Source organism: Chryseobacterium nepalense (assembly GCF_023195755.1).
In the GTDB taxonomy this organism is placed as follows: domain Bacteria; phylum Bacteroidota; class Bacteroidia; order Flavobacteriales; family Weeksellaceae; genus Chryseobacterium; species Chryseobacterium nepalense.
Genome location: NZ_CP096203.1, coordinates 3,166,207 through 3,191,234, shown reverse-complemented (window position 1 = coordinate 3,191,234; position 25,028 = coordinate 3,166,207). Strand labels below are relative to the sequence as shown.

At 38.0% G+C, this 25,028-nt stretch carries 25 protein-coding genes; 15 read left to right on the top strand and 10 right to left on the bottom strand.

Annotated elements, in window-relative coordinates; genetic code table 11:
* Positions 1-36: 36 nt before the first annotated feature.
* Positions 37-1,131 (bottom strand): PASTA domain-containing protein, encoded by a 1,095-nt coding sequence (locus M0D58_RS14325; RefSeq protein ID WP_248390824.1) that lies wholly within the window; start codon positions 1,129-1,131, stop codon positions 37-39.
* 151 nt (positions 1,132-1,282) lie between these two features.
* Here M0D58_RS14325 and M0D58_RS14320 point away from each other — a divergent pair, with 151 nt between their 5' ends.
* The 4 genes from M0D58_RS14320 to M0D58_RS14305 all read left to right on the top strand — a co-directional run bounded on the left by M0D58_RS14320 (position 1,283) and on the right by M0D58_RS14305 (position 3,876).
* On the top strand, positions 1,283-2,272 hold the full coding sequence (locus M0D58_RS14320; RefSeq protein ID WP_248390822.1) for a D-alanine--D-alanine ligase: 990 nt from the start codon (positions 1,283-1,285) through the stop codon (positions 2,270-2,272).
* Positions 2,273-2,341: 69 nt separating this feature from the next.
* Positions 2,342-2,806: a pantetheine-phosphate adenylyltransferase gene (gene coaD, locus M0D58_RS14315; protein WP_248390821.1), complete on the top strand. Its 465-nt coding sequence runs from the start codon at positions 2,342-2,344 to the stop codon at positions 2,804-2,806.
* A 36-nt stretch (positions 2,807-2,842) separates the two neighbouring features.
* A complete protein-coding gene (locus M0D58_RS14310) occupies positions 2,843-3,160 on the top strand; it encodes a four helix bundle protein (protein ID WP_248390819.1) in 318 nt (105 codons plus the stop codon).
* 83 nt (positions 3,161-3,243) lie between these two features.
* Positions 3,244-3,876 (top strand): trimeric intracellular cation channel family protein, encoded by a 633-nt coding sequence (locus M0D58_RS14305; RefSeq protein WP_248390816.1) that lies wholly within the window; start codon positions 3,244-3,246, stop codon positions 3,874-3,876.
* A gap of 112 nt (positions 3,877-3,988) precedes the next feature.
* Here the strand turns inward: M0D58_RS14305 and M0D58_RS14300 are convergent, their stop codons facing one another.
* Together M0D58_RS14300 and M0D58_RS14295 are read right to left on the bottom strand one after the other, a co-directional pair.
* Complete coding sequence (locus M0D58_RS14300) at positions 3,989-4,558, bottom strand: DUF2892 domain-containing protein (protein ID WP_248390813.1); 570 nt, start codon at positions 4,556-4,558, stop codon at positions 3,989-3,991.
* Between the two features lie 83 nt (positions 4,559-4,641).
* Entirely contained in the window at positions 4,642-5,127 is a 486-nt protein-coding gene (locus M0D58_RS14295) for a dihydrofolate reductase (protein ID WP_248390810.1), read from the bottom strand.
* 75 nt (positions 5,128-5,202) lie between these two features.
* On the opposite strand from M0D58_RS14295, the gene M0D58_RS14290 reads away from it, so the two are divergent.
* The 5 genes from M0D58_RS14290 (at position 5,203) to M0D58_RS14270 (ending at position 9,630) form a co-directional block, all read left to right on the top strand.
* The gene (locus M0D58_RS14290) at positions 5,203-5,811 is read left to right on the top strand and encodes a LemA family protein (RefSeq protein ID WP_248390808.1); all 609 of its coding nucleotides are present in this window, start codon (positions 5,203-5,205) and stop codon (positions 5,809-5,811) included.
* Positions 5,811-6,242 carry a TPM domain-containing protein gene (locus M0D58_RS14285; protein ID WP_248390806.1) on the top strand — a complete coding sequence of 144 codons (432 nt, stop codon included), beginning with the start codon at positions 5,811-5,813 and terminating at the stop codon, positions 6,240-6,242. Before M0D58_RS14290 ends, M0D58_RS14285 begins: the two co-directional genes overlap by 1 nt.
* A complete protein-coding gene (locus tag M0D58_RS14280; protein ID WP_248390804.1) occupies positions 6,223-7,023 on the top strand; it encodes a TPM domain-containing protein in 801 nt (266 codons plus the stop codon). The genes M0D58_RS14285 and M0D58_RS14280 overlap by 20 nt, the downstream gene beginning before the upstream one ends.
* Positions 7,024-7,227: 204 nt before the next feature.
* The gene (locus M0D58_RS14275; protein WP_248390795.1) at positions 7,228-7,749 is read left to right on the top strand and encodes an NAD(P)H-dependent oxidoreductase; all 522 of its coding nucleotides are present in this window, start codon (positions 7,228-7,230) and stop codon (positions 7,747-7,749) included.
* Positions 7,750-7,752: 3 nt separating this feature from the next.
* On the top strand, positions 7,753-9,630 hold the full coding sequence (locus M0D58_RS14270) for a monovalent cation:proton antiporter-2 (CPA2) family protein (protein WP_248390792.1): 1,878 nt from the start codon (positions 7,753-7,755) through the stop codon (positions 9,628-9,630).
* On the opposite strand, the gene M0D58_RS14265 is transcribed toward M0D58_RS14270, so the two are convergent.
* Positions 9,627-10,445, bottom strand: a complete 819-nt coding sequence (locus M0D58_RS14265; RefSeq protein WP_248390789.1) for a head GIN domain-containing protein — start codon at positions 10,443-10,445, stop codon at positions 9,627-9,629. The two genes, M0D58_RS14270 and M0D58_RS14265, sit on opposite strands and share 4 nt — an antisense overlap.
* Before the next feature lie 227 nt (positions 10,446-10,672).
* On the opposite strand from M0D58_RS14265, the gene M0D58_RS14260 reads away from it, so the two are divergent.
* The 3 genes from M0D58_RS14260 (at position 10,673) to M0D58_RS14250 (ending at position 13,950) form a co-directional block, all read left to right on the top strand.
* A complete protein-coding gene (locus M0D58_RS14260) occupies positions 10,673-11,038 on the top strand; it encodes an SPW repeat domain-containing protein (RefSeq protein ID WP_248390786.1) in 366 nt (121 codons plus the stop codon).
* A 134-nt stretch (positions 11,039-11,172) separates the two neighbouring features.
* Positions 11,173-13,314 (top strand): M3 family metallopeptidase, encoded by a 2,142-nt coding sequence (locus M0D58_RS14255; protein WP_248390783.1) that lies wholly within the window; start codon positions 11,173-11,175, stop codon positions 13,312-13,314.
* A gap of 261 nt (positions 13,315-13,575) precedes the next feature.
* Positions 13,576-13,950, top strand: a complete 375-nt coding sequence (locus tag M0D58_RS14250) for a YchJ family protein (RefSeq protein WP_248390780.1) — start codon at positions 13,576-13,578, stop codon at positions 13,948-13,950.
* A 69-nt stretch (positions 13,951-14,019) separates the two neighbouring features.
* Here M0D58_RS14250 and M0D58_RS14245 read toward each other — a convergent pair whose 3' ends face one another.
* The 3 genes from M0D58_RS14245 to M0D58_RS14235 form a co-directional block, all read right to left on the bottom strand.
* A complete protein-coding gene (locus M0D58_RS14245) occupies positions 14,020-14,520 on the bottom strand; it encodes an FKBP-type peptidyl-prolyl cis-trans isomerase (protein WP_248390777.1) in 501 nt (166 codons plus the stop codon).
* 103 nt (positions 14,521-14,623) lie between these two features.
* A complete protein-coding gene (locus tag M0D58_RS14240; RefSeq protein WP_248390774.1) occupies positions 14,624-14,875 on the bottom strand; it encodes a VF530 family protein in 252 nt (83 codons plus the stop codon).
* A 99-nt stretch (positions 14,876-14,974) separates the two neighbouring features.
* Positions 14,975-15,829, bottom strand: a complete 855-nt coding sequence (locus M0D58_RS14235) for a hypothetical protein (protein WP_248390771.1) — start codon at positions 15,827-15,829, stop codon at positions 14,975-14,977.
* Between the two features lie 83 nt (positions 15,830-15,912).
* Here M0D58_RS14235 and M0D58_RS14230 point away from each other — a divergent pair, with 83 nt between their 5' ends.
* The 3 genes from M0D58_RS14230 to M0D58_RS14220 are packed head-to-tail and all read left to right on the top strand — an operon-like array spanning position 15,913 to position 20,636.
* Positions 15,913-17,118, top strand: a complete 1,206-nt coding sequence (locus M0D58_RS14230; protein WP_248390769.1) for a metallophosphoesterase family protein — start codon at positions 15,913-15,915, stop codon at positions 17,116-17,118.
* Positions 17,119-17,123: 5 nt separating this feature from the next.
* Positions 17,124-20,159, top strand: a complete 3,036-nt coding sequence (locus tag M0D58_RS14225; RefSeq protein WP_248390767.1) for an AAA family ATPase — start codon at positions 17,124-17,126, stop codon at positions 20,157-20,159.
* Between the two features lie 30 nt (positions 20,160-20,189).
* Positions 20,190-20,636, top strand: a complete 447-nt coding sequence (locus tag M0D58_RS14220; RefSeq protein WP_248390765.1) for a PH domain-containing protein — start codon at positions 20,190-20,192, stop codon at positions 20,634-20,636.
* 37 nt (positions 20,637-20,673) lie between these two features.
* Here the strand turns inward: M0D58_RS14220 and M0D58_RS14215 are convergent, their stop codons facing one another.
* The 3 genes from M0D58_RS14215 to M0D58_RS14205 all read right to left on the bottom strand — a co-directional run bounded on the left by M0D58_RS14215 (position 20,674) and on the right by M0D58_RS14205 (position 25,004).
* Positions 20,674-21,693, bottom strand: coding sequence for an LLM class flavin-dependent oxidoreductase (locus M0D58_RS14215; RefSeq protein WP_248390763.1), 1,020 nt, complete (start codon positions 21,691-21,693; stop codon positions 20,674-20,676).
* A gap of 79 nt (positions 21,694-21,772) precedes the next feature.
* Complete coding sequence (locus M0D58_RS14210; RefSeq protein ID WP_248390762.1) at positions 21,773-22,849, bottom strand: acyltransferase family protein; 1,077 nt, start codon at positions 22,847-22,849, stop codon at positions 21,773-21,775.
* Positions 22,850-22,862: 13 nt separating this feature from the next.
* On the bottom strand, positions 22,863-25,004 hold the full coding sequence (locus M0D58_RS14205; protein ID WP_248390761.1) for a S9 family peptidase: 2,142 nt from the start codon (positions 25,002-25,004) through the stop codon (positions 22,863-22,865).
* Positions 25,005-25,028 lie beyond the last annotated feature (24 nt).

Sequence of the window (25,028 nt, the reverse complement as noted above, 5' to 3'; positions counted from 1 at the left end):
AAAAGTTGAAGCCTGTATTTTTATAAGAATCGATACTTATTCTACTACTACTTTCTTAGCTTTCGCCTTTTCTGCAGTTTTTTGTGTTGTTGCAGCAGGTTTATTAGCGGAAGCTGTATTTCCGGAAGTACCGGTACCCGTAGTTTTCGGCTTAGCACTTTCAGGTCCTGAAGAAGATGGTTTTACCGAAGATTTCTGCGCATCTGTCTTCTGTATATCCGTCGACGGTTTCGGGCTTTCTCTTTTAGGCGCTGCAACAGGCGGAGGAGCTTCATAAGCCGGCTCCTGAACAGGCATTTCCTGATACTGAATCGGAGGCAGCGCCGTGTCTACCTTCATTCTGTAAATGGAATTCAGCTCTTCTATTTTTGCTCTCAGCTCAGCCGGAGTTCTTTTACTGGCCCAGAGATCCATCTGCATTCCCTGATCTCTTACATCTCCTGCAGCAGGATCCTGATAATAGATAATATCAGATTCGTCTTTACTGCCGTCTTCATGCTCTACAAGTCCCACTTCAAACATGCTTCTTGCAATCACAGCTCTGGCTTCTTTTACCGTAAGCCCTACAACATTCGGAATGGAAATATTTCTCAGCGGCCCGGAACCTATTACGACATCTACCACAGAAAATCTCGGAAGTTTGGTTTTAGGTTTTACAGCCGTTCCTTTGTACAATATTCTTAAAACTGCATCTTTCTGAATGCTCGGCTCAAAAATAGTATCTCCTACTTTTAGCCCTACCTGTTCCAGTCTTTGAAATGCAAGTCCTGAATATTTATTGATCACATCAGGAACTTCCACTCTGGCCCAGGTTCTCGGGTTCACTTTCAGTTGGATTGCTCTTCCGTCTTTTACACGCGAGCCGGGAGCAGGATATACCTGCAATACCTGGAACGGTCTGTATTTGGGATCATATTTAAAACTATCCACCTCATAATCCAATCCAGAATCGTCCAATATCTTGATTGCTTCCTGTACCGATTTATTGACAATATTGGGAACGGGAATTTCCTGGCCGTGATTGGTGTGATGCTCCAGCCAACGGAATGTAAGCCAAACCAATCCCACGAAAACACCGATGGCAACAACTAAGTTCAGTAAAACTTTCCAATTGAAAAGTGATTTAAGCATACTAAAAATACTATAATTAGACAGCAAATATAATTAATATTTTAGAATGTGCTTCGATTTCCGTTGAGCATTTTCGTTTTCAAAATTTTAGAATTTCCAAAATTGCATGATATAAAATCATTAAATTTGCCCCAATTGATACTTTAAGAATATGAACAAAAAGAGTGTTGCTGTAGTGATGGGAGGCTATTCTGATGAATACGTTGTATCACTGAAGAGCGGACAACTGATCTATGATTCTCTGGACAGAAACCTTTATGATGTATATAAAGTAATTGTTCTTCGGGATGAATGGTATTTTTTAGATGAAAATAATCAGAAATTTCAGATTAACAAAGGCGATTTTTCTGTAGCTATCGATAACAACACAACGCTGAAATTTGATGTGTGCTTCAACATCATTCACGGAACACCGGGAGAAAACGGCATTCTTCAGGCATATTGGGATGCCATCGGCCAGAAGTATACCGGCTGTGATTTTTACCAGAGTGCTCTTACTTTCAATAAAAAAGATACGCTAGCCGTACTTTCCAAATATGGTATTCCTTCTGCAAAAAGTGTCTACCTAAGAAAAGGAGAAGGTATCAATGTTGATGAAATTGTAGAAAATCTTGGTCTTCCTGTTTTTGTTAAACCCAATCAGTCGGGATCTTCACTGGGAATTTCAAAAGTGAAAGAAAAGTCCGAACTCATTGCTGCTACTGAAATTGCCTTTAAAGAAGATGATGAAATTTTAATTGAAAGTTTTCTTAACGGTATGGAGGTTTCCGTGGGCGTTATTGATTATAAAGGAGAAACTATTGTTCTGGGCATCACGGAAATTGTTCCTAAAAATGAATTCTTCGATTATGAAGCCAAATATGAAGGTGCTTCTGAAGAAATTACCCCTGCGAGAATCGATGAAGAAACGAGAATCCGCGTAGAAGAAATCGCAAAAAAAGCGTACAATTCATTAGGGATGAGTGGGTTTTCAAGAAGTGAATACATTCTGATGGACGGAATTCCCTACATGCTGGAAATGAATACCAACCCCGGGTTTTCGCCTGCAAGCATACTTCCTCAACAGGCCAAGATTTACGGAATTTCCATCACAGACCTTTGCGGAAACGAGGTTGAAAAAGCTTTGAATAAAAGAAATTAGACATTAGAGCTAGATATCAGAGTAAAAAAACTCATAATTAATAGCTCATAACTTATAACTTTATCACGCATGAAAATTGCTGTTTTCCCGGGTTCATTTGATCCCATTACTCTAGGACATTACGACATTATAGAACGTGCAGCGCCGCTTTTTGATAAATTAATAATCGCCATTGGGCAGAATTCCCAGAAGAAATATATGTTTCCCCTGGAAAAAAGAATGGAGTTCATTCAAAACTCTGTTGCCGAATTCCCGAATGTGGAGGTTGATTATTTTGAAGGCCTTACAGTTGACTACTGTTTTGAAAAAAACGCTCAATACATCATCAGAGGACTGAGAAATCCTGCAGATTTTGAATTTGAGAAAGCGATTGCGCATACTAACAGAACGTTAGCCCATAAAAAACTGGAAACGGTATTTTTACTGACCTCATCCGGAAAATCCTTCATCAGCAGCAGCATTGTGAGGGAAATTATCAATCACGGCGGAGAATACGGACTTTTGGTACCGGACTCGGTGAGAGTACAATTATAAGTAATAAGTAATGGGTAATGAGTAATTTTTACAACTATGGATTTTAATCAATTATTTAGAGATCGAACTAAAGATTTTTCGATTTCCATTATTAAATCGTTGTCACCATTACCTTATTCTGATGATCTTTCGATAATCAGAAAACAAATTATAAGATCAGCAACTTCTGTAGCTGCTAATTACAGAGCAGTTGCGAGAGGAAGATCCGAAAAGGAAAGATTTTCTAAAATATGCATCGTTGTAGAAGAAATTGACGAGACTCAATTCTGGTTAGAAATAATAGAAGAGCTGGAATATTTGGATCCCGGAAAAATCTCGCATTTAAGATCAGAATGTGATGAATTGGTAAAGTAATGACCGCTTATAAATTCAAATTATCTCAAAATACAACACTATAATCATATTACTTATTACCAATTACTCATTACCTATAAAAAATGCACGAACAGTTCAATTTTGCCATAGAAGTCCTTGGAACGATATCTTTTTCGATGTCGGGAAGTTTTGCGGCCATGCAGAAAAGGCTTGATCCGTTCGGGGTACTGATCATTGCATTTGTAACTTCAGTGGGTGGCGGAACAGTGAGAGACTTGCTTCTGGACATCCCGGTGTTCTGGATGCATGATCTTCTGACTTGTGCTTTGATTATCCTGACCAGCATTTTCACCATGATTTTTAAATCTTTTGAAAAAAACTTCAGGGTTACTTTATTTATTTTCGACAGTTTCGGATTGGGATTGTTTACCATCATCGGTGTTCAGAAAGGTCTTCATGCAGATATTCATCCTTTAATCTGCATAGGATTAGGAACCATCACCGGCTGTTTCGGGGGAATCATCCGTGATATTTTACTCAATCGGATTCCTTTGATTTTCAGAAAAGAAATCTATGCAACCGCCTGTATCGTAGGAGGATCTGCATTTTTATTACTAACCAAGTTCACCACCTTATCATATACCATCGTTCAGATTTTTACAATTTTACTGATTGTTTCCATCAGAACTTTAGCCGTGAAATACCACTGGCAGATCCCGAAATTTTATGGGTATGAGCATAATTCTGAGATGTAAAATTAATTTTTAACCATTAAATATTTAAGAGCTTAAGAATATTAAGCTACTTGTTTAAAATAAAAAAGCACCTGATTTCTCAAGTGCATTTCTATATTTAATTAAATTTTAATTAAAAGAATTTCCCTCTGTTTCTCATATTAGGATTATGCATGTGTTTCTGCATAGTCGGCATTTTCAACTGTTCTTTCATCATTTTGATCTGATCAGTCATCATTCCGGCGCTGTCCAGTCTTTTCGCCTCTTCCAGCAATTTTTGCCCTTCCTGTTTTCTTCCCTTGGAAATAGCTGCTGCGGCCAGGTTTAATGTAGCCATTGCACGATCATGTTTCATATTAAGACCATATTCCAATGCTTTTTTCATAAGAGGTTCTACTTTCGTCGGATGATCCTGTGCCTGTGTTAATCCTGTCAGGTAATGAAAATAACCATATTGAGACTTGTGAAGCTGTGCCTGGTAATTTGTGATATTTTTCAGCCAGTCGGCCGCTTTTTCCATATTTTGTTTTCTCAGCTGCCAGAAAGCCAGCAGGATATATTCATTTTTAAAGAAAAGCAGAATCGGCACTCCTGCTAAGAGGAAAATTACAATTCCCCACCCCAGATTTCTGGTAAAAAACATCATGTAAAGTCCTAAAAGTATCAGAACTGCAGCAACAGCAATTTTTATATATTTATTCATTATTAGATTTTAAGAAGTGCAAAGATAAGAAATTTAAGGTTCAGAATACAGAACTTCAAACCCGAAACCTCGAACTTCAAACTTTAAATTTTTTCGTAGGTCTGAAAACAGAAATCATATTGATTCTTATCATCTTTCTCGTAGCAGATTTCTTCTACTTTTTTCCAGACTTTAGAATCGATCTTTGGAAAGAAGGTATCTGCTTCAAGATCAGCTTTTACTAAAGTTACTTCCAGTTTATCAACCATATCTATCGTCTGCTCATAAATTTTACCGCCGCCGATGATAAAAATTTCTTCATCAATTTTCTTCGCAAATTTTATGGCTTCCTTAATACTTCCTACGATGAGAATCCCTTCTTCAAACCAGTCGCTTTTTCCGGATACAACAATATTGGTACGGTTGGGAAGAGGTTTTCCGATACTTTCATATGTTTTTCTTCCCATAATCACCGGATGCCCGGTAGTAATCTCTTTAAAGTGTTTTAAATCTTTCGGGAGATGCCAAAGTAACTGATTTTCAAAACCAATTTCGTTCTTTTCCCCCATTGCCACGACTATTGTTGTCATTAAAATTATTTTTTACAAAATTAGCACATAATTTGTATATTTGATCAGCACAAAAAATATTAAAAAAATTAAACTATGAAAAACAGAGGCTGTCTGAGCGCCGGAACTATCGGCATTGCTCTTTTGGTTATTGTTGGATTTTTATTCTTCTGGGGCAAAAACGGCTACAATAATTTTGTAACGAAAGAACAGAACGTAAATACCAAATGGTCTAATATAGAAACGGTTTATCAGAAAAGAGCCAACCTGATTCCTAATCTTGAAAGAACCGTAAAATCTTACTCTAAATTTGAGCAGGAAACATTAACAAAAGTTGTTGAAGCACGTTCAAAAGCAACGTCTATCAATGTTGATCCTACCAATATGACCGAGCAGGATATGGCAAGATTCCAGGCTGCGCAGGGCGAATTATCCGGAGCATTAAGCAGGTTGATGGCTGTTGTAGAATCGTATCCGAATTTAAAAGCAGACCAGCAATACATTAATTTCCAGAGAGAATATACTGCCATTGAAAACAGCATCCGTACAGAAACGGTATACTACAACCAGGCCGCTCAGGATTACAACACAACTATTAAAAAGTTCCCGAATAATATTCTGGCAAACTTTACCAACTTTAAAGAAAAACCTTATTTCAAAGCTGAAGCGGGCGCAGAAAAAGCACCTGAAGTATTCACTGAATAATGGCCAGGAATTTCCTTACAAATCAGCAGATAGCTTCCCTTGTGGAAGCTATTAAGTCAGCAGAAGAGCATTCTACCGGCGAAATCCGTGTGCATATTGATTCCAATACGGACAGTGACAACGCTAAAACGGCATTCAAGGTCTTTGAAGAATTGTGCATGGCAAAAACTGCCGAAAGAAATGCCGTGCTTTTTCATGTTAATTTTGAACAAAAATACCTCACCATCATCGGAGATACCGGTATTCATGAAAAAGTGCATCAATCTTACTGGGATCACCTTCATGATTTCATAACTTCTGAATTTGCCAAAGGAAATTATTATAAAGCGCTGAAAAGTGCTATCCTCGAAACAGGTCTTGAACTTAAAAAACATTTTCCTGTAACAGGAGAAAACCCCAACGAGCTGTCTAATGAAATTACCTTCTCTTAAAATAGTATTTTCATTTTTACTTCTATGCTTTTACACATTTGTATCAGCACAATATTCTATTCCGGACAAGCCGGCAGTTTTATATCCTGTTTTTGATGAAGCCAATCTTCTTTCCGAACAGGAAAAAAATGACCTTAATAAAAAGCTTATTGCTTTTTCAGATTCCACTTCCACGGAAATTGAGGTGGTCATCATCAAATCAACAAATGGAGAAGATGTCAATTTTTTGGCGACCATGTTCGGCGAGAAATGGGGAATCGGCCAGAAGGACGTTGATAATGGGGTTGTTTTTTTAATTGCGACCGAAGATCATACCATGTCTATCCAACAGGGACGGGCAGTTGAACAATATTTAACAGCTTCAGTTGCAGGACAGATTCTTGATTATATTGTAACCCCGCATTTTAAGCAGGGTGAATGGTTTGAAGGAATTGACCGCGGAACTTCTGCAATTATGGAAGCCGTGCAGGGGAAATTCAAGCCTTTAAAAAAGAATCAGAAGAACGAAAGCGGAGGCCTGATCAAAATTATCATTATTGCTTTTGTCATCTTTATCATCTTTGCCATCCTTTTCGGAAACAGAGGAGGCGGAAATGACGATGACGACGATGTTATCCTTTCGAGAAGAGGCCGAAGAAATTATTCCGGCGGGTTTTTCCCTTTCCCCGGCAGCTTCGGTGGCGGAGGCTTTGGTGGCGGAAGTTCCGGAGGCGGTGGAGGCTTCGGCGGATTTGGCGGCGGCGGCAGCTTCGGCGGCGGCGGCGCTTCCGGAGGATGGTAAATCCGATTATTTTCTTTAATTTTTATTAAAATCATATTAATAATTTCTATACCCTTAATGATATGGAAGAATTTTATATTGAATTAATTATTATTTAGTTATTTCTTAATGAAATAATGAAAAACTGTATTAAAAATTAATAAATATGCTCTAAATCTGTTTTTAAAACAGATTTTTTTCATTATATTTACGTAAAACAGGTTTATGAAGAAGACGTTGGTAGTTTTTGCGCATCCTTATTTAGAGCACTCCAACTCGAATGCAGAGCTCATCAATTTCTATGTTCGCCACCAGCATTTTACCTTAAGAGACCTTTACGAAGAATACCCGGATTTTCATATTGCCGCATTCAGGGAAAGAAAAAGAATAAAGAACTATGAACGTTTTATCTTCCAGTTTCCACTGATCTGGTTCGGAATGCCACCTCTGCTGAAACTGTGGATCGATGAGGTATTTGACCGCGACTGGCTCAAGGAGGAAAATTATAACCCTCTTCAGGGAAAGGAAGTCTACATTCTGGTAACTACCGGTGGAAAGGAAAGATCTTTTCACAGAGAAGGAACCTACAAATTCACTGTTGAAGAACTCATCAGCGGACTCATTGTTTCACTGAATGTCTTCAAGGCAGATATCAAAAATATTAAAATCGTCTACGAAGCCAATAAGCTTTCAAAAAAAGAAATCATTACCCATAAAAAAGAGTTTTCAGAACTTCTTAATCAATAAACTATGGAAACAAGCTTAGCCATGAATACCCTTTTATTCCTGGGCGTTGCCATTATTATGGTTCCGCTGGCAAGGAAATTCGGATTAAGCTCTGTAATCGGGTATATTGCAGGGGGAATCATCATCGGCCCTTATGTACTGAAACTTACCGGAAAGGATGTTAATGATATTATGCATGCCAGTGAATTCGGGGTAATCATGCTGCTTTTTTTAGTAGGATTAGAGCTTGAGCCGAGAAAATTCTGGGAAATGCGGAAAAAAATTATCGGACTGGGACTCACACAAATGCTTCTTACCATTTCCCTGCTTTTCCTTGTTTTTATAATGGTTGGATGGCCGTTGGACAAATCGATTGCTATCGCCATGTGTTTTGCTCTTTCTTCCACAGCGATTGTTTTACAGACTTTACAGGAAAAAAATAATTTAAAAACACTTGCGGGTGAGGCTTCATTTTCCACCCTTTTATTCCAGGATATTGCGGTAATTCCTATTCTGGCAATATTGCCGCTGATCGCACATTACAAGGCAAGACATCAGGATAACGAAATTCAGGTACTTATTCAGACCCTTCCGGAATGGATGCAGTTTGCAACCGTAATTTTAGGAGTGGTTATATTAATCTTACTCGGAAGATATGTTTTTGTTCCTTTTTTAAGATATGTTTCAAAATCCGGAATGACGGAACTTTTAACGGCTTCTTCCCTTTTTCTGGTCATAGGGGTTTCGGAATTAATGGTTGCCATTGGTCTGTCGCCCGCCCTGGGAGCTTTTCTTGCGGGTGTAATGCTGGCCAACAGTGAGTTCCGCCATGAGCTGGAAGCACATATCGATCCGTTTAAAGGATTGCTGCTTGCCGTTTTTTTTGTGAGTGTAGGCTCAACAATGAACTTTAATATCATTCAGGATGATCCTGTTTTTATTTTCAGTACGGTTTTTGCGGTGTTGATCATTAAATTTATCGTTCTTTTTTTTATCGGCAGATTTTTTAAAATCGATACTCCTCAAAGTCTCTTTTACGCATTTGCGCTTTCTCAGGTAGGAGAATTTGCATTTGTACTGATCAACTACGCCTCCAATCTCTATCTGCTGTCTCCTGAGCTTAATGCACAAATGATGGCTGTTACAGCGATTACCATGTGTATCACGCCATTCCTTTTAATTATCAATGATAAACTGATTACGCCACATTTTGTCAGAGAGACTCCTGATGCTGATAATGATTTTAATATTCTGGAAAACAACCCCCGTCAAAAGAAAATTATCATTGTAGGTTTCGGTCATTTTGGAAGTACAGTGGGAAGGCTTTTGAAAGCTAATAAAATTTCCGCAACGGTTTTAGACAGAGATTCTGATCGTGTTAAATTATTAAGAAGCTACGGTTTTAAAGTATATTACGGCGATGCTACTAAAATTCCCACTTTACGTGCTGCAGGAATTGAAGATGCAGAAATACTTGTTCTCTGTCTGGACGACCCGGATGACAATAAATTCGTTGCCGAAATAGTCAGCGAAAATTATCCTCACGTAAAAATATTTGTAAGGGCTAAAAACAGAATTGATGCGTACGATTTTTTAAATAACGGCATCAATAATATTTATCGTGAAACGTTGGGTACAGCCGTTGATATGGCGGTGGACGTACTCCACGAAACCGGAATGCGGAAATATGCCGCAAGACGTCTTGGGCAAAGATTTATGGCCATTGACAAAGAGTCGATCAGGAAACTCGCCAAGGCTGAAGAAGATGATGAAATCCATCTTTTTACGACAAAAGAAATCCTCCAGAGAGAGGAGGAATTATTGGCTTATGACAATCTTAATTTTGAAAATAATCAATGGGAAGATTCATCAAATGATGAAGACGATAATGAAAATAATTAATGAATACTTACGCTTCCACCGCTGTTTTCCTGTTTCGTTACAGAAGTTACATTTCCTTTTTTAGAAACATCTATACTCCCCCCCGAAGAAGCTTCCGCATTAATGGATGATGCAGCGCTGATATCAATACTCGCTCCGCTTGAGGCCTCCGCTTTCAGGTTATCTGCAACAAGATTCTTGGCAGAAATGCTGCTTCCTGATGATGAGGACACATCTGCATTTTTAGCTTTTCCCGAAAGATCCATGCTTGCTCCTGAAGAGGCATCAATATCAAGATCCACCGCCCATATTTTACCTGAAAAACTGCTGCTGCTTCCGGCAGAAATCTCAAAATCATTGGCTTCAAGATTTCCACTCACCGATCCTGCGCTAGATACTTCAATACTTGTTTTTTCCTGAACGAATTTATCCTTGACCACTATACCTGCTGCAGAATTGGCTTCTATTTTCGTAAAATCTTTAGCATAAATTTTTGCGGTCACATTATGGTTATTCATTACCCTGATTCCCTTTTTATAATGGATATGAAGCTCACCACCGCTGATATCAACCAACACATCGTCAATGATATTTTCGGGGGCGGAAATAACTACCTTTTCCATATCGGATTTTATAATTTCAGCTTCTATTGCCTGTGAAACTTCAATCTCGTCAAAATCACCCGTTACCTGTTTTTCTCTTACAGGTCCGTGATCGGTATTCACTACTTTTTTCACCCAGTCTCCTTCGCTGTCATTCTGCTTCTTTTCTTTATTGCCATCACAAGATGCCAATACTACAAAAGCTGAAAAAATAATAAGTCTTGTTGATTTCATATTCAATGGTTTTTATGATTATCTTATTTATAGACACCTAATTTATAAAAAATATTACATCTCTTTTTATATATTATAAGACCAGAGTCATAATACTTGATTTTTAAATATTCTTTTTCTATTGAATCAAATTAAACACTTTAAAAATCAATAATTTATACCACATTTATTTGTCTAATGGTACATCTATTGAACTACAGTTTATACACATTACAAAATATAATATTATGATTTCATCGAAAACACACGCTATTCTGGATTACGTGGTTGGTATATTGTTAATTGCCTTACCATGGCTGTTAGGATTTGCTGATGACAGTGCAGCCACTGTAATACCTGTACTCTTGGGGGTATCCACATTATTGTACAGCCTTTTAACAAACTATGAATATGCCATGGCAAGAGTCATTCCATACAAAATTCACCTGACGATAGATTTCGCAGCTGGCTTTCTTCTACTGGCTTCCCCATGGTTGTTCGGATTCAGTGACAGGATTTATCTTCCACATGTTATTCTGGGAGCTTTTGAAATTGTTGCGGTACTGCTTTCCCGCAAGGCAACGTCAACAGTTTATGCGCCAAAACAGATTTAAAACTCCTATAATTTTTTCAATGCAATATGATAGAGCTTTTCCGAATCCGGAGGAGCTTTATTTCTTTCTGATAAATGTAAACCCTAAATCTTTAGCTAATATTTAATATCTTTAGACATTATTAATAAATCATTATGAAGAAGATTTCATCAGTATTATTAATTTCTGCGTTAGCATTTAATCAATCCTGTACTACAATGAAAAGCACTGAAATTCAAACGGAAGTTCCCACTCCGGACGCTTCCCTGTCGTCGAATCCTTTTATGAAGAAAAGCAAACTTCAGTATGAGGCACCGGAATTTGACAAAATTAAAGACGAACATTTTAAACCCGCATTTGATTTCGGACTAAAGCAACATGATGCTGAAATTCTAAAAATCGCCAATAATCCTGAAGCGCCTACTTTTGAGAATACATTGGTAGCTCTGGAAAAAAGCGGTGAGGTACTGAAAAGAGCCGTGATTGTTTTTTCTAATCTTACCAGTGCCAACACAAATCCCACATTACAGGCTCTTGATGAAGAATATGCGCCGATCTTTGCTGCACATTCCGATAAAATGTATCTGAATGAAAATCTTTATAAAAGAATAAAAGCCATCTCGGAAAATGGCCTGGACTCTGAAGGCAAAAGATTATTACAATATTACAAGCAGAACTTTGAAATTGCCGGAGCCAATCTTTCCGCAGCGGATAAGGAAAAATTAAAACAGATCAACCAGGAACTGGCTTCTTTATCTACCCAGTATTCCAATAAATTGCTTGAGGCAAGAAAACAGGGCGGTGTTTTCTTTACGGATGCAAAGGAACTTGACGGACTTTCTGCCGATGAGATTGCGGCTGCCGCTACCGACGCGAAAAATGCAGGTAAAGAAGGCCAGTATCTTTTGGCATTACAGAATACCACACAGCAGCCTCTGCTGCAAAACCTGAAGAACAGGGCCACAAGAGAAAAGCTATTTAAAGCATCATGGACCAGAGCTGAAAAAGGAGACGCCAATGATACCCGTGAAACGATTGAAAAACTCGCTAAATTAAGGCTGAAAAAAGCACAGATTTTAGGCAAAAAGAATTTCGCAGAATGGAAATTGCAGGATCAGATGGCAAAAACTCCCGAAGCGGCTACAAAATTAATGAACCAGATTGCCACTCCTGCCGTGGAAACCGCAAAACGTGAAGCAAAAGATATTCAGGATCTTATCAAACAGCAAAACGGTGGATTTGAAGTAGAACCGTGGGACTGGAATTTTTATGCAGAACAGGTACGAAAAGCCAGGTTTGATCTTGATGAAAGTGAAATTAAACCGTATTTTGAAATTACAACCGTTCTTGAAAAAGGTGTTTTCTTCGCTGCTGAAAAATTCTACGGACTTACTTTTAAGAAAAGAACAGATCTGCCGGTTTATCATCCTGATGTGGTTACATACGAAGTTTTTGATCATGACGGCAAATCTATTGCGATCTATTATCTTGATTTCTACACGAGAGATTCTAAAAACGGAGGCGCATGGATGAGCAACTTTGTCGAGCAGTCTTATTTACTGGGCACAAAACCTGTTATTGTAAACTGCTACAATTATCAGAAACCGGCTCCGGGAAAACCTTCATTAATCAGCTTTGATGATGTTTCAACTATTTTCCATGAATTCGGACACTCTATTCATGGTATGTTTGCCAGCCAGAAATATCCTTCTCTATCGGGAACCAATGTGCCAAGAGATTTTGTGGAATTTCCTTCACAGATCAATGAACACTGGGCGCTGGATCCTGTAGTTTTGAAAAATTATGCTTTACATTATGAAACAAAACAGCCGATTCCCCAAACCCTGGTAGATAAAATAAAAAAGGCTTCTACATTCAATCAGGGTTATATGACAACGGAACTGGTATCCGCTGCCGAATTGGATATGGACTGGCATACGGTAACCAGCGAAAGCCAGCTAATTCCAGTTTTAGATTTTGAAAAACAATCATTAGCGAAGCATGGCTTTACTTTATCAACAGTTCCTCCAAGATACCATACGCCCTATTTTGCCCATATCTGGGGTGGCGGTTATTCCGCAGGATATTATGCTTATCTGTGGTCTGAAACATTGGATAATGACGCCTGGGAATGGATTAAAAATAATGGAGGGCTTACCAGAGAAAATGGTGATCGTTTCAGAAAGTATATACTGTCTGTAGGAAATTCTGTTGACCTGAATCAGGCATTCAGAGATTTTACTGGACATGATCCGGATATCAAGCCTCTATTGAGAAGCAGAGGATTTATTAAATAATTTTTTAAAGCATTCATTTTTGAATGCTTTTTTTGGGTTCTGAACACTAATGGCAAAAATATTTCATTAATGATTGTTCTTCGCGCAGATTTTTTGATTAAGGTGAAAATTAATGAAATTGTCTGTAAAATTTATGTTCTGTGCAACTATACGTTGCCTAAAGCCTATTGAATTATTTATTTTCAAGCCGAGCTAAGCCCGCTTCTATTTACTCTGTTGATAATTAAAAAAATAATCCTTTACATTTGTATCAAAAAAACGATGAATTGTCCCTGCTGTTCCGGAAAAACCTACGAAGAATGCTGTAAGCCGTATCATACAAAAGAAAAATTTGCTCCAACGGCAGAAGTATTAATGCGGTCGCGTTTTTCTGCATTTGCGATTCCGAATGGTGATTATTTAATGGAAACTATCCTTCCCAGCAAAAGAAAATATCACAGTAAAAAGGATTTACAGGAATGGGGAGAAAGCAATACCTGGACAAAGCTGGAAATTATAAACAAGCCGTCTTTATATAAAGTAGAATTTAAAGCCTTCTATACTGATGAAAATAATCAACCGCAGGTTCATCATGAATTATCAACTTTTAAAATAATTCAGAACCGCTGGTATTATGTAAGCGGCGAATTTTTATAATAAAGAGAGCATACAACTGTAAAACTATAGATTATAAAAAAATGTCCGAATAAATCGGACATTTTATATTTAGTGAGCTTCGTTTCCGTCAACTCCATGAGCATGACCGTGTGCAAGCTCTTCCTGTGTTGCTGGACGTGTGTTTAAAACTTCTACCTGGAAATCTAAAACTTTTCCTGCCATCGGATGATTAAGATCTGCCACCACTGCTTCCGGCGTTACTTCTACCACAAATGCCTGGAAATTATTTCCCTGGTTATCGGATAATGGTAAAATTGCTCCAACAGGAGGAACTCCGGATTCCTGGAACATATCGATCGGCAACTGTGCAATGGCATCCGGCTGTCTTTCCCCGTAAGCTTCTTCCGGATGAATTACAAATGATGCTTTATCTCCAGCCTGTAATCCCAAAATATTCTGCTCAAATTTTGGAATCATCATTCCAACACCGTATAAGAACGTTAGTGGATTTTCTGCTGTGGTCTCTTCTACAAGAGTTTTACTCCCGTCTTCTTCGATGGTGTGAAGGATGTAACTTACAGCTACAACATGATTGTTTTCGATTGTCATATTTTTTTCTTTTTTTCGTGAATTTTCACGATTAACGTTACAAATATACTGTTTTTGGATTCATTGCGCGAAGAATAACAGGTAAAGAAGCATCCACGGCATTCTACTTCTGTCCTCTTGTTTCTTTTCTTTTTTTCTCTCTCAACATAAAGAGATAGAGGCTTTCTACTTTTGTCCTTGCCCATGGAGTTTTCCTTAAAAACTTCAGTGATGAGCTGATGCTTGGGTTATCCGTAAAACATTTGATATTGATTTGCTCGCCAAGTCTTTCAAAGCCGTTGTAATATTCTACCAGTTCTTCAAGAATGGCATCAAGTCTTTTTCCGTGAAGAGGATCTTTTGATTGCTGTTCCATGTTGTAAAAATAGAAATAAATTGGTATTGAATCACAAGCAATTCTGAAATAAAGATTTCCGTTTTTTAATCTGAATTAAATTTAAATATAGATTACTCTCTATTTATCTTTCTTTTCTGGTTCCGGTTTATCCTTTTTATTTTTAAGAATGTTTTCTGCCATACCTTTAAAATTTTCAGTCTTCATAATCACCAGATTATTATTGGAGTTCCAGATACTGACAAATTTCTTAGAAATCGTCATATAACTTTTCCATTCTGTAAACTTCTGATATAACATCAGCGTACAGATATCCGTTGGTGTAATCATCTGCCAGTTTTCAATAACATGACTGTGCATTCCGCTTATCGTATGTCCTGTTTTCTCATCGTGAATTTTTTGGACGATCATACTATTGTGTAGTTTTTCAACATTTTTTACCTGATCTTTATTATCGAAAGTGATGAGGTAATCATTCCCGAATATAACCGTATTTCCTGCAGAAGTTGCTGTCAAAATATACACTTTCTTAACTTTATTTCTGATCAGCGGAACAATATTAAGGTTTGTATCTTTATATACTTTGAAAATTGTATCATTCTTTATTCTTTTCAAAGCATTTTGCCTTATGGTAAAATATTCGGTTTCCTTTTGGGTAAAATCTCTTTCCTCAAGATCAATCTTTGCATCTTTCGGATTGTAATTCGCCGGAAATGAAATAGTGCCGATTACTTTCTGGTTTTTAGAGAAAAAAACACATTTGGGAATTCCTGCGTCCAGATAAGAAAAGTAACCGCCTATATTTTCACGGTTCTTATAGTTTTCAATGAAAATATCAGTGCCGTTCCAGCTGGTCATTTCGCTATGATACAAGGCAACTCCCTCCTCATTAATTTCTTTTGAGAATTTTTCAGGATTTTGTGCTGCCACAGGAAAAGTGAACAATACAGCAAGTACTGTCAGAATTTGATTCATGTTGTTAGTTTTTTCAAAAGTAGTGATAATAATGTTGTATACCACAATTCTTACTTTTCATTTATCTTCTTTACATTTACATTATGAAAATTCTGCATACTGCCGACTGGCATTTGGGTAAACGTCTCGACCGCTTTTCAAGGCTGGAAGAGCAGGTTTTGGTAATGGAAGAGCTTATACAGACTGCCGATGAAAAAAATATTGATCTTGTTCTGATTGCCGGAGATTTGTTTGATAACTTCAATCCCGGTGTTGAAGCCGTAGAGTTATTTTATAAAACTTTAAAAAGATTGTCGTTAAACGGAAAACGGCCTGTGATTGCTATTTCAGGAAACCATGATTCTCCCAACCTTATTGACGCGCCGGATCCTTTGGCCCGTGAATGCGGAATTATCCTTATTGGCCATCCCAAAGCCATAATCACTCCTTTTGAACTGGAGCATTTTAACATTTCAAAAGCTGCGGAAGGATTCATTGAACTTACCTTCAAAAATCATGACTTTCCTGTAAGAATTCTTCATACACCGTATGCTAACGAAATGAGGCTGAAACAATATTTCGGTGAGCAAAAAGAAGCAGAACTGAACAACGTTCTTGCAGAACACTGGCAGAAAAATGCCAATGAGTTCTGTGATGAAAAAGGAGTGAATCTGCTCATGACCCATTTGTACATGAATAAAAAAGGCACACCCCTTCTGGACGAACCGGAAGGTGAAAAACCCCTTAAAATAGGGAATGCCGACCTGATCTATTCTGACATTATTCCTCCACAGATTCAATACACAGCACTTGGTCACCTGCACCGTTTTCAAAATATCGGGACCGATGAAAAGCCGGTTGTCTACTCATCTTCTCCCCTTTGCTATAGCTTCAGTGAGGCAGGACAGACCAAATATATCTCCATTGTTGAAGCCGAGCCGGGCAAAGCCGTCCGGTTTGAAAGAATCCCGATTAAAAACGGTAAATGCCTGGAAAGAAAAAGCTTTGACTCTATCAAGAAAACAGTGGAGTGGCTCACCACAAACCAGGGAACTTTTGTAGAACTTACTCTTGAAAGTGAGACCTTTCTAACAGCCGATGAAAGAAAACGGCTATACCAATCGCACAACGGAATTGTACACCTCATCCCGAAAGTTAAAAATCAGGAATTGAATGAAACCAAGCTTCGTGATATTAATCTCAATCAGGATATCCAGTCTTTGTTCAGAGATTATTTTAAATCTAAAAACGCTGGCCAGGATGCCAATGAAGAGCTAATCAATCTGTTTAACGAAATTCTTAACCCTTAGAGCTTATGATTCCAATTCAGCTAACTTTAGAAGGTATTTATTCTTACCAGGAACGTCAGAAAATAGATTTTGAAAATCTTACGGCAGCAGGACTATTCGGTATTTTCGGAGCCGTAGGTTCAGGAAAATCTTCAATCCTGGAGGCTATTTCATTTGCACTCTACGGTGAAACCGAGCGACTTAATGCCCGCGACCGACGTACTTACAATATGATGAACCTGAAATCAAACCGATCTTATATCGAATTTGATTTTATAAGCTCTGAAAATAAAAAATACCGCGCGACACGTGAATTTAAAAGGAATTCTAAAAATTTTGAAGATGTAAAAACACCGTCGGTCACATTTTATGAGTGGAAAAACAATAATTGGATCCCGCTTGATCATTCAAATGCAGAACAGATTGTAGGATTAAGCTATGCTAATTTTAAAAGGACGATTATTATTCCTCAGGGACAATTTAAAGAATTTCTGGAACTGGGAGCTGCCGACAGGACAAATATGATGAAAGAGATCTTCGGGCTCCAGCGCTTTGATCTTCAAAACAATGTTTCGCTTATTAATGCTAAAAACCGCTCAGAACTTGATCAGCTGGAAGGACAACTGAAAGGGTTTGAAGAGGTAAATGAAGAAAAGATTTCATCAATTAAAGAAACCCTCAACCAGGAACAGGAAAAATACCAAGCAGTATTGAAACAATTCCAGGAGACAGAAAACACCTATTCCAGGCTGAAGAGTTTAAAAGAAGACTTTGAAGTACTGGAAGAGAAGAAAGCCCATTTTCAAAAGCTTTCCGAACAAAAAGAAAATGTTGATCTTCTGGAAACAAAAACGGAACTCTATGACCGGATATCCCGGATATTTATCCCTTTGTTTTCTGAAAAAAACAAGCTGGTAAAAGAGATTGAAGAACAAGCCCGGCTCAAAGAACACCAGCTGGCCATTGTAAAAAACACGGAGCTTCAATTTGAAAAGCTGAAAAATAAACTTGCTGCAATACAGCCTCAGTACGAAGTCCTGCATCAATCTAAACTCCAGGAAAATGATTTGGGCATGATCCTGCAAATGATAAAAGTTTCCGATGAAATTAAAATCCTGAAGGAAAGAACTGAAAACGGATCCCAAAAGGTAACAGAAGTGCAAGCCGTTCAGAAACAGATTCAGGAAAAAATAGAAGAGCTTTTTAAAAAATCTGAAGCTTTAAAGCCCGGAAAAATTGATCCCGGATTACTTTTGAGCGTAGGAAACTGGTTTCTGGAACAGAAAAAATTAAAAGAAAACCTGAACATCCAAATCAAAAAAGCTGATGCTAAAAAAAATGAAATTATTTCTATTTCCGAAGAGCTCACATTTTTAAAAATTAATCCTGAAAACTTTAAAGACGATTTCAGGATTCAGGCTGAAAATCTGGAAAATCAGAAAAGAAAACTGTATGAAAAACGGAATCAGCTGGAAGTTCAGCAGAAACTTTCTCATTTTGCCAGCGAACTGCATGACGGAGAAGCCTGTCCGCTTTGCGGCTCTCTGGAACATCCGAATATGATGCAATATCATGACGTAACGTCAGAATTACATGACATTCAGCAGCAAATGGATCAGCTGGATCATCAGAAAGAAGACATTCAGAAAAAATTATCAGCAGCGGAGAAAGTTCTTGACCGTAGGAAAATCTTTGAAGAACAGCTGAAATATGAGGAAGATCAGGCAAAACAGATTCAGATTGAGATCGAAAAGCATCTTAAAAGTTTTACCTGGAAAGAATTTAATGCAGACCATGAAGCTGATTTTGAAGAACAGAGACAACGTTCTTTCACTATCGAAAAGCTTCTGGAAGAACTGAATGAGCAAATCAGTACGGAACAGAAAAACCTGGACAAAGAAAGAAACAATCTCGACAACTACAATAAGGCACTGGAAAAATTCCGGCTGGACGAAGCGAAAAAAGAAGAACAGATCAAAACCAATGAAGCCAACCTGAAAATTCTGGAATGGAAAAATTATACTGGTAAAACAGCTCAGGAAGTGGAAGAAATTTTTCACAAGCTCTCCGAATCCAATCGCGAGACGGAGCAGAATTATAATCAGTTAATTAAAGAAGAAAAAGAAATTTCGCCCAAACTGGCAGAGCAGAAAACCATTGTGAGTCAGTTGGAAAAACGGATCTCCGAATTGGAACAGGAAATGGCAGGCAATATGCTTTTAATTGAAACAGCATTAGCCGAACAGCAATTTGACCAGCATAAAGTGCTGGAAATTCTGGCAGAGAAAATTGATGTTCAGGAGGCAAAAGGTCTTATTGAGGAATTTAAAATTAAGTTTCAAACCTTAAAAAACAGCATCACTGAGCTTGAACAAAAATTAAAAAATTTCGCCTTTGACCAGGAAGAGTTTTCAGCGGTTGAAAGCCGGTTTGCCTCCCTTGAAACAGAAGTAAAAACTGCTAACGACACTATTGTAAAAATTAAATCCGAAATTGAAAGGCTGGAGAAAGAATTTAAGAAAAAAGAAGATCTTCTAAAGCTTTTATCACAGCTTAAGAAACGGGCGGAAAATCTTAAAATCATGACAAATCTCTTTAAAGGTGCGGGATTTGTGCAGTATGTTTCATCCATTTACCTTCGGCAGCTTTGTGACCATGCGAATGTACGCTTTCACAGGATGACACGAAATCAGCTGAGCCTGCAGCTCAATGATAACAATGAATTTGAAATCATCGATTACCTCAACGAAGGCCGCAGCAGAAGCGTGAAAACCCTATCCGGCGGACAGGCCTTTCAGGTCTCGCTGAGTCTGGCTCTGGCATTGGCAGAGAGTGTTCAGAGCAATGCAAAAGCGGAAAAAAATTTCTTCTTTATCGATGAAGGTTTCGGGACGCAGGATCTGGAATCGGTAAATATTGTTTTTGAAACCCTTGTGAATCTTCAGAAAGAAAACAGAATTGTGGGCATCATTTCCCATGTGGAAGAGCTGAAAGAAAAAATCCCCGTATCGCTGAACATCATTAAGGATGAAGAAAAAGGCAGCCAGATTGAAATTGTATAAACTAATTAATTATTGTTAAATTAATATAACATGCAAAATATACCTCTTATTTTAAAACCAGGAAAAGTAAAAAGCAGTATTTTACTAGTCATCAGCATCGGATTTGTTGTTTTAGGAATCTCTCTTCTGGATAGAAATATGCTCATTGCAATTCTGAATATTGTGTTTTTCGGTCTCTGTTTTATCGTTTTTCTTCTTAATCTTATTCCCGGTTCCTCTTATCTTAAAATTGATGAAAAAGGAATTGAAATGAAAAACCTTTTCAGGACGACATTTATTCCATGGCAGGCGGTGAGTTCTTTTGAAACAAAATGGGTGGCCTTTAATAAGCTTGTGATTTTTAACCTGAATAAAAATCTCGCCGGAGAAAAGCTGAAGCGCCGACAGGGAGGCTTTCCAGACACCTACGGAATGTCTGCAGACAAGCTTGCCGAACTTCTGAATGAATATAAAGCAAAGTTTGATCTTTCCGCTTAAAATAAATTCCGCTGAAGTTATTTCAGCGGAATTCTTATTATCTTACCTGTGGACCGACTTTTTCACCGAACAATTCGATGGATTTCATCATGACTTCGTTTTCCGGAGCTCCGACGTCCATATGCCCGATGAATCTCGTAATCCCGAAAATCTCTTTCATGTAAGCAATTTTATCAGCAACTTCACTAGTATTCCCAATGAATAATGCACCGTCTTTGCTTCTTCCACCTTCATACTGCATTTTGGTGTACGGCGCCCAGCCTCTTGCAGAACCAATTCTGTCCATTTGCGACTTATAGTTGTGGAAATATCCGTCTATTACCGCCTGATCTTCACTTACAAAAGTATGCGAGTGAATGGCAATCTGCATTTCAGATTCCGGATGGCCGGCTTTCAGATATTCCTGTTTATAAAAATCGATCAGATTTTTAAACTGTATCGGCATTCCGCCAATGATCGCAACAACCAGAGGCATTCCCAATTTTGCAGCGCTTAAAACAGACTTCGGTGTGCCGCCAACGGCTCTCCAGATCGGAAGCCTTCCTTCATTTTTAGCTCTTGGGTAAACAGTCTGATTCTGCATGGGTGCACGAAGTTTTCCAGACCAGGAAACGTTTTCTTCTGAATTGATCTTTAAAAGCAATTCCAGTTTTTCATCGAAGAGCTCTTCGTAATCATTCAAAGAATATCCGTAGAGCGGAAAAGATTCAATGAAGCTCCCACGGCCCACGAAAATTTCCGCACGTCCGTCTGAAATCAAGTCGATTGTTGCAAAATCTTCATATACTTTTACGGGTTCAGAGGAGCTTAAAACCGTTACTCCACTTGCAAGCTTTATATTTCTGGTAACACTTGCCGCTGCAGCCAGCACAATTTCCGGCGATGAAACCGCATAGTCAGGACGGTGATGTTCACCCATAGCAAAAACATCAATTCCCACTTCATCCATTAATTTTACCTGATCTATTATTTCACGGATTTTAATTCCCGCATCTTTATATTTTCCGGTTGACTGTTCTACTGCCAGATCGCCAAACATTCCGATACCTAATTCCATATTGTTGATTTTATGATACAAAGGTACTTTATCCAAAAAACAGACACATTGATCTTTGATAAGAAACGAAGTGCTGAATCTACACCTTGCTTTTCAGTTTCAGAAACTGCTTCTCGAAAAGATGATAGGATAATATAGAAAAAATGACTGAAGAGATGAATGACAGGAGCACAATAATGATCCAATTCCATTGAAGTAAACTTCCTGTATTTACAAAAAACATAATGAAAATCGTGTGCAATAAATACAAGCCGTACGTATATTTTCCCAATTTTGCCAGTATACTATTATCTGGAATCTTAAATGTATTTTTATTTCCCAGTGTCAACAGGATCAATCCTGAAAACAAAATACTCAGCAGCAATGAGATTACTTTAGGATCAGATATGATACGGGTATTCGCTGTCAGAACAATTATTGTAAGAACAGATAACGCATAGAAGTATTTGTAAATTGCGGGAATCTGTTCCAGCTTTTTAATAATATTCTTTCTGAAAACAAAAATATAAGCCGGAATTCCACCGAAAGCAAAATAATGAATATTGGTAAAAAGATCCAGCGTAATGATCCCGTAATGTTGATATACAGCCTGCATCACAAATGAAAAAACAATACACCCTAAGAGCATTTTCGGGATATTTTTTAACGAAATCCAGTAAAAGGACAGTCCCCAAAAGATATAAAAATGTTCTTCGATACAAAGCGACCAGATGACGTTTAACGGCGAAACATTAGGGAACGTGCCCGTCCACATCTGCATGTAATTTTCCAGGAAAGCACATGTTAAAAACCAATTGGGTTCATATCCTTCATTGGAATAGGAAATGTGAAAAAAATCAAGGACAAAAGGCGTGCAGAATGCAAATAAAACCATGGCATAATACAAAGGCCAGATTCTTAATATTCTTCTTAAAAAAAACTTTTTCAGGTCAATTTTCCCATCAGTATTTATTTTCTCAACAATAAGAATATAGGTAATTAAAAATCCACTCAGTACAAAGAAAAAAGAAACACCAATTCCCCCTTCTTTAGCAAAATAATGAAGAAAACTATTTTCAGGAACCGGTGAATGGTGCAGAAAGACCAACAAAAAAGACAGAAACCTCAACGAATCAAACGTATGAAAGTGTACTCTGTCTTTTTTTATAAAATTCATGATGAAGCAGGAATTATTTTTTCAGATATAAATCAAAATAATCCGTTACTTTCTGCATAAGGTGTACTCTGTCTTTTCCGATTACATTGTGCGGATGTCCCGGATATACAAAATAATCTACCTGTACCCCGTTATCAACAGCAGATTTGATAAATTTAACCGAATGCTGCCATACCACCACATCGTCCTGCGCTCCGTGAATCATTAACAGCTTTCCTTTGAGATTCTGTACTTTATCCAGAAGATTGGCTTTTGCATATCCTTGCGGATTTTCCTGCGGCGTATCCATGTATCGTTCCCCGTACATGATCTCATACATGCTCCAGTCGATCACCGGACCGCCTGCAACGCCCACTTTAAACACTTCAGGATGACGAAGCATAAAGCTGGTTGTCATAAATCCTCCGAAGCTCCATCCGTGAATTCCCATCCGCTCAGAATCAACATACGGTAATGATTTCAGGTAATCAACTCCTTTCATCTGGTCATTCATCTCGGTAGTTCCCAGGTTTCTGAAAACAGCCTGCTCAAACTTTAAGCCTCTGTTTGCGGAACCCCTTCCATCCATCGTGAAGATGATATATCCGTTCTGCGCCATATATTCGTACCAAAGATTCCCGGATGCCGGAAATGAATTGGTAATTAACTGTAAATGCGGGCCATTGTATAAATAAACGATAACCGGATATTTTTTAGATGCATCAAAATTGGTCGGAAGGATGATTTTGCCATATAACAGAGTCCCGTCGTCAGCTTTTAACGTTACATTCTTAATTTCCGGTCGCTGGTAATTTTTCAGCGGATTTTCAGCTGTTAAAATAGTATTTGATTTCAGGTTATTTGTATTGATGATATTCGCTACCCTCGGCGTATTCGCATTGCTGTAAATATCATACAAATGGTTTCCGTCACTGCTTAAAATTCCTGTATGAATACCATCCGCATTATCCAGCCGCTGCATTTTGAAATTGATCCAGTTGATTCTGTACAAATGTTTCTCCAATGGAGTTTCTTTGGTGGAAGCAAAATAAATTTCTTTTTTCTTTTCATTAAAACCTAAAATATCCGTAACCAGCCAGTCTCCTTTGGTAATCTGAGCAACAAGACCTTTTTCCAGGCTGTAATGAAACAAATGGTTGTAGCCTGTTCTCTGGCTCTGCCAGATAAAATCCGTGTTGGAATTCGGGAAGAAGATAAGCGGATGCTGAGGTTCTACGTATTTATCGCTGGTTTCTTCAAATAATGTTTTTATAAAATTTCCTGTTGCCGCATCATACTGATTCATTGTAAGGTGATTCTGCCCTCTGTTTAGCACGCCTACAAAAATATATTTAGAATCCGGGCTCCAGGTAACCGCCGTTAAATATTGGTCTTTTTCACCTTCAATTTTCAAAAATGTGGTTGACTGATTTTTGATATTAAATACTCCCAAAGTCACCTGATGGGAAGTCTGTCCTGCCATCGGATATTTGATATTGTGATTGACAGCAGGTGTTACAGACCAGTCGATGATCGGGTAATCTGCAACCATGGTCTGATCCATTCTATAGAAAGCTACACTTTCAGAATTCGGTGCCGGAAAAATTCCGGTATCAATCCCGAATTCATTACGGTGAACATTGGATGCCCCGTTCAGGATATTTTCATCCGTATCATTTGTTACGGCGATGTTTTTACCATTTTTATTGATAAATAAATTATTCTTTACCGTAAAGGCAAAAGTCTGGTTGTCCCCGAAAAGTTTCAGATCTGAGGCATTCTGATCCATCGCGAACTGATTTTTTATTTTCCAGTCGCTCCCGGATTTTTCAATCCAGGTTATTTTCCCTTCAGCATTAAAATAGCCTTTGGAATTGCTGATGAACTTGATCTGCGGAACCGCTTTTAATTTATTATCGGCAAGATTTCTGTTTAATTGTGTTAAAGATAAGAGAGTGTCCTGTTTAGTTGTTTTCAGATCGGTAATGAGATAACCGCCTTTCACTGCCTGAATATAGGATTTTCCGTCACCGGACCATGAAAACTGGGAAATATTTTTCACTGCAAGATTACTTCTCAACCCATTAACAGCCTCTGCCATCGTAAATTTCTGAGTCTGGGCGAATGCATAATTCCCCAGAAACAGCATCAGTAAAGAAAATTTATATAATTTCATTTGGTAAAAATTGAATCCTCCAAA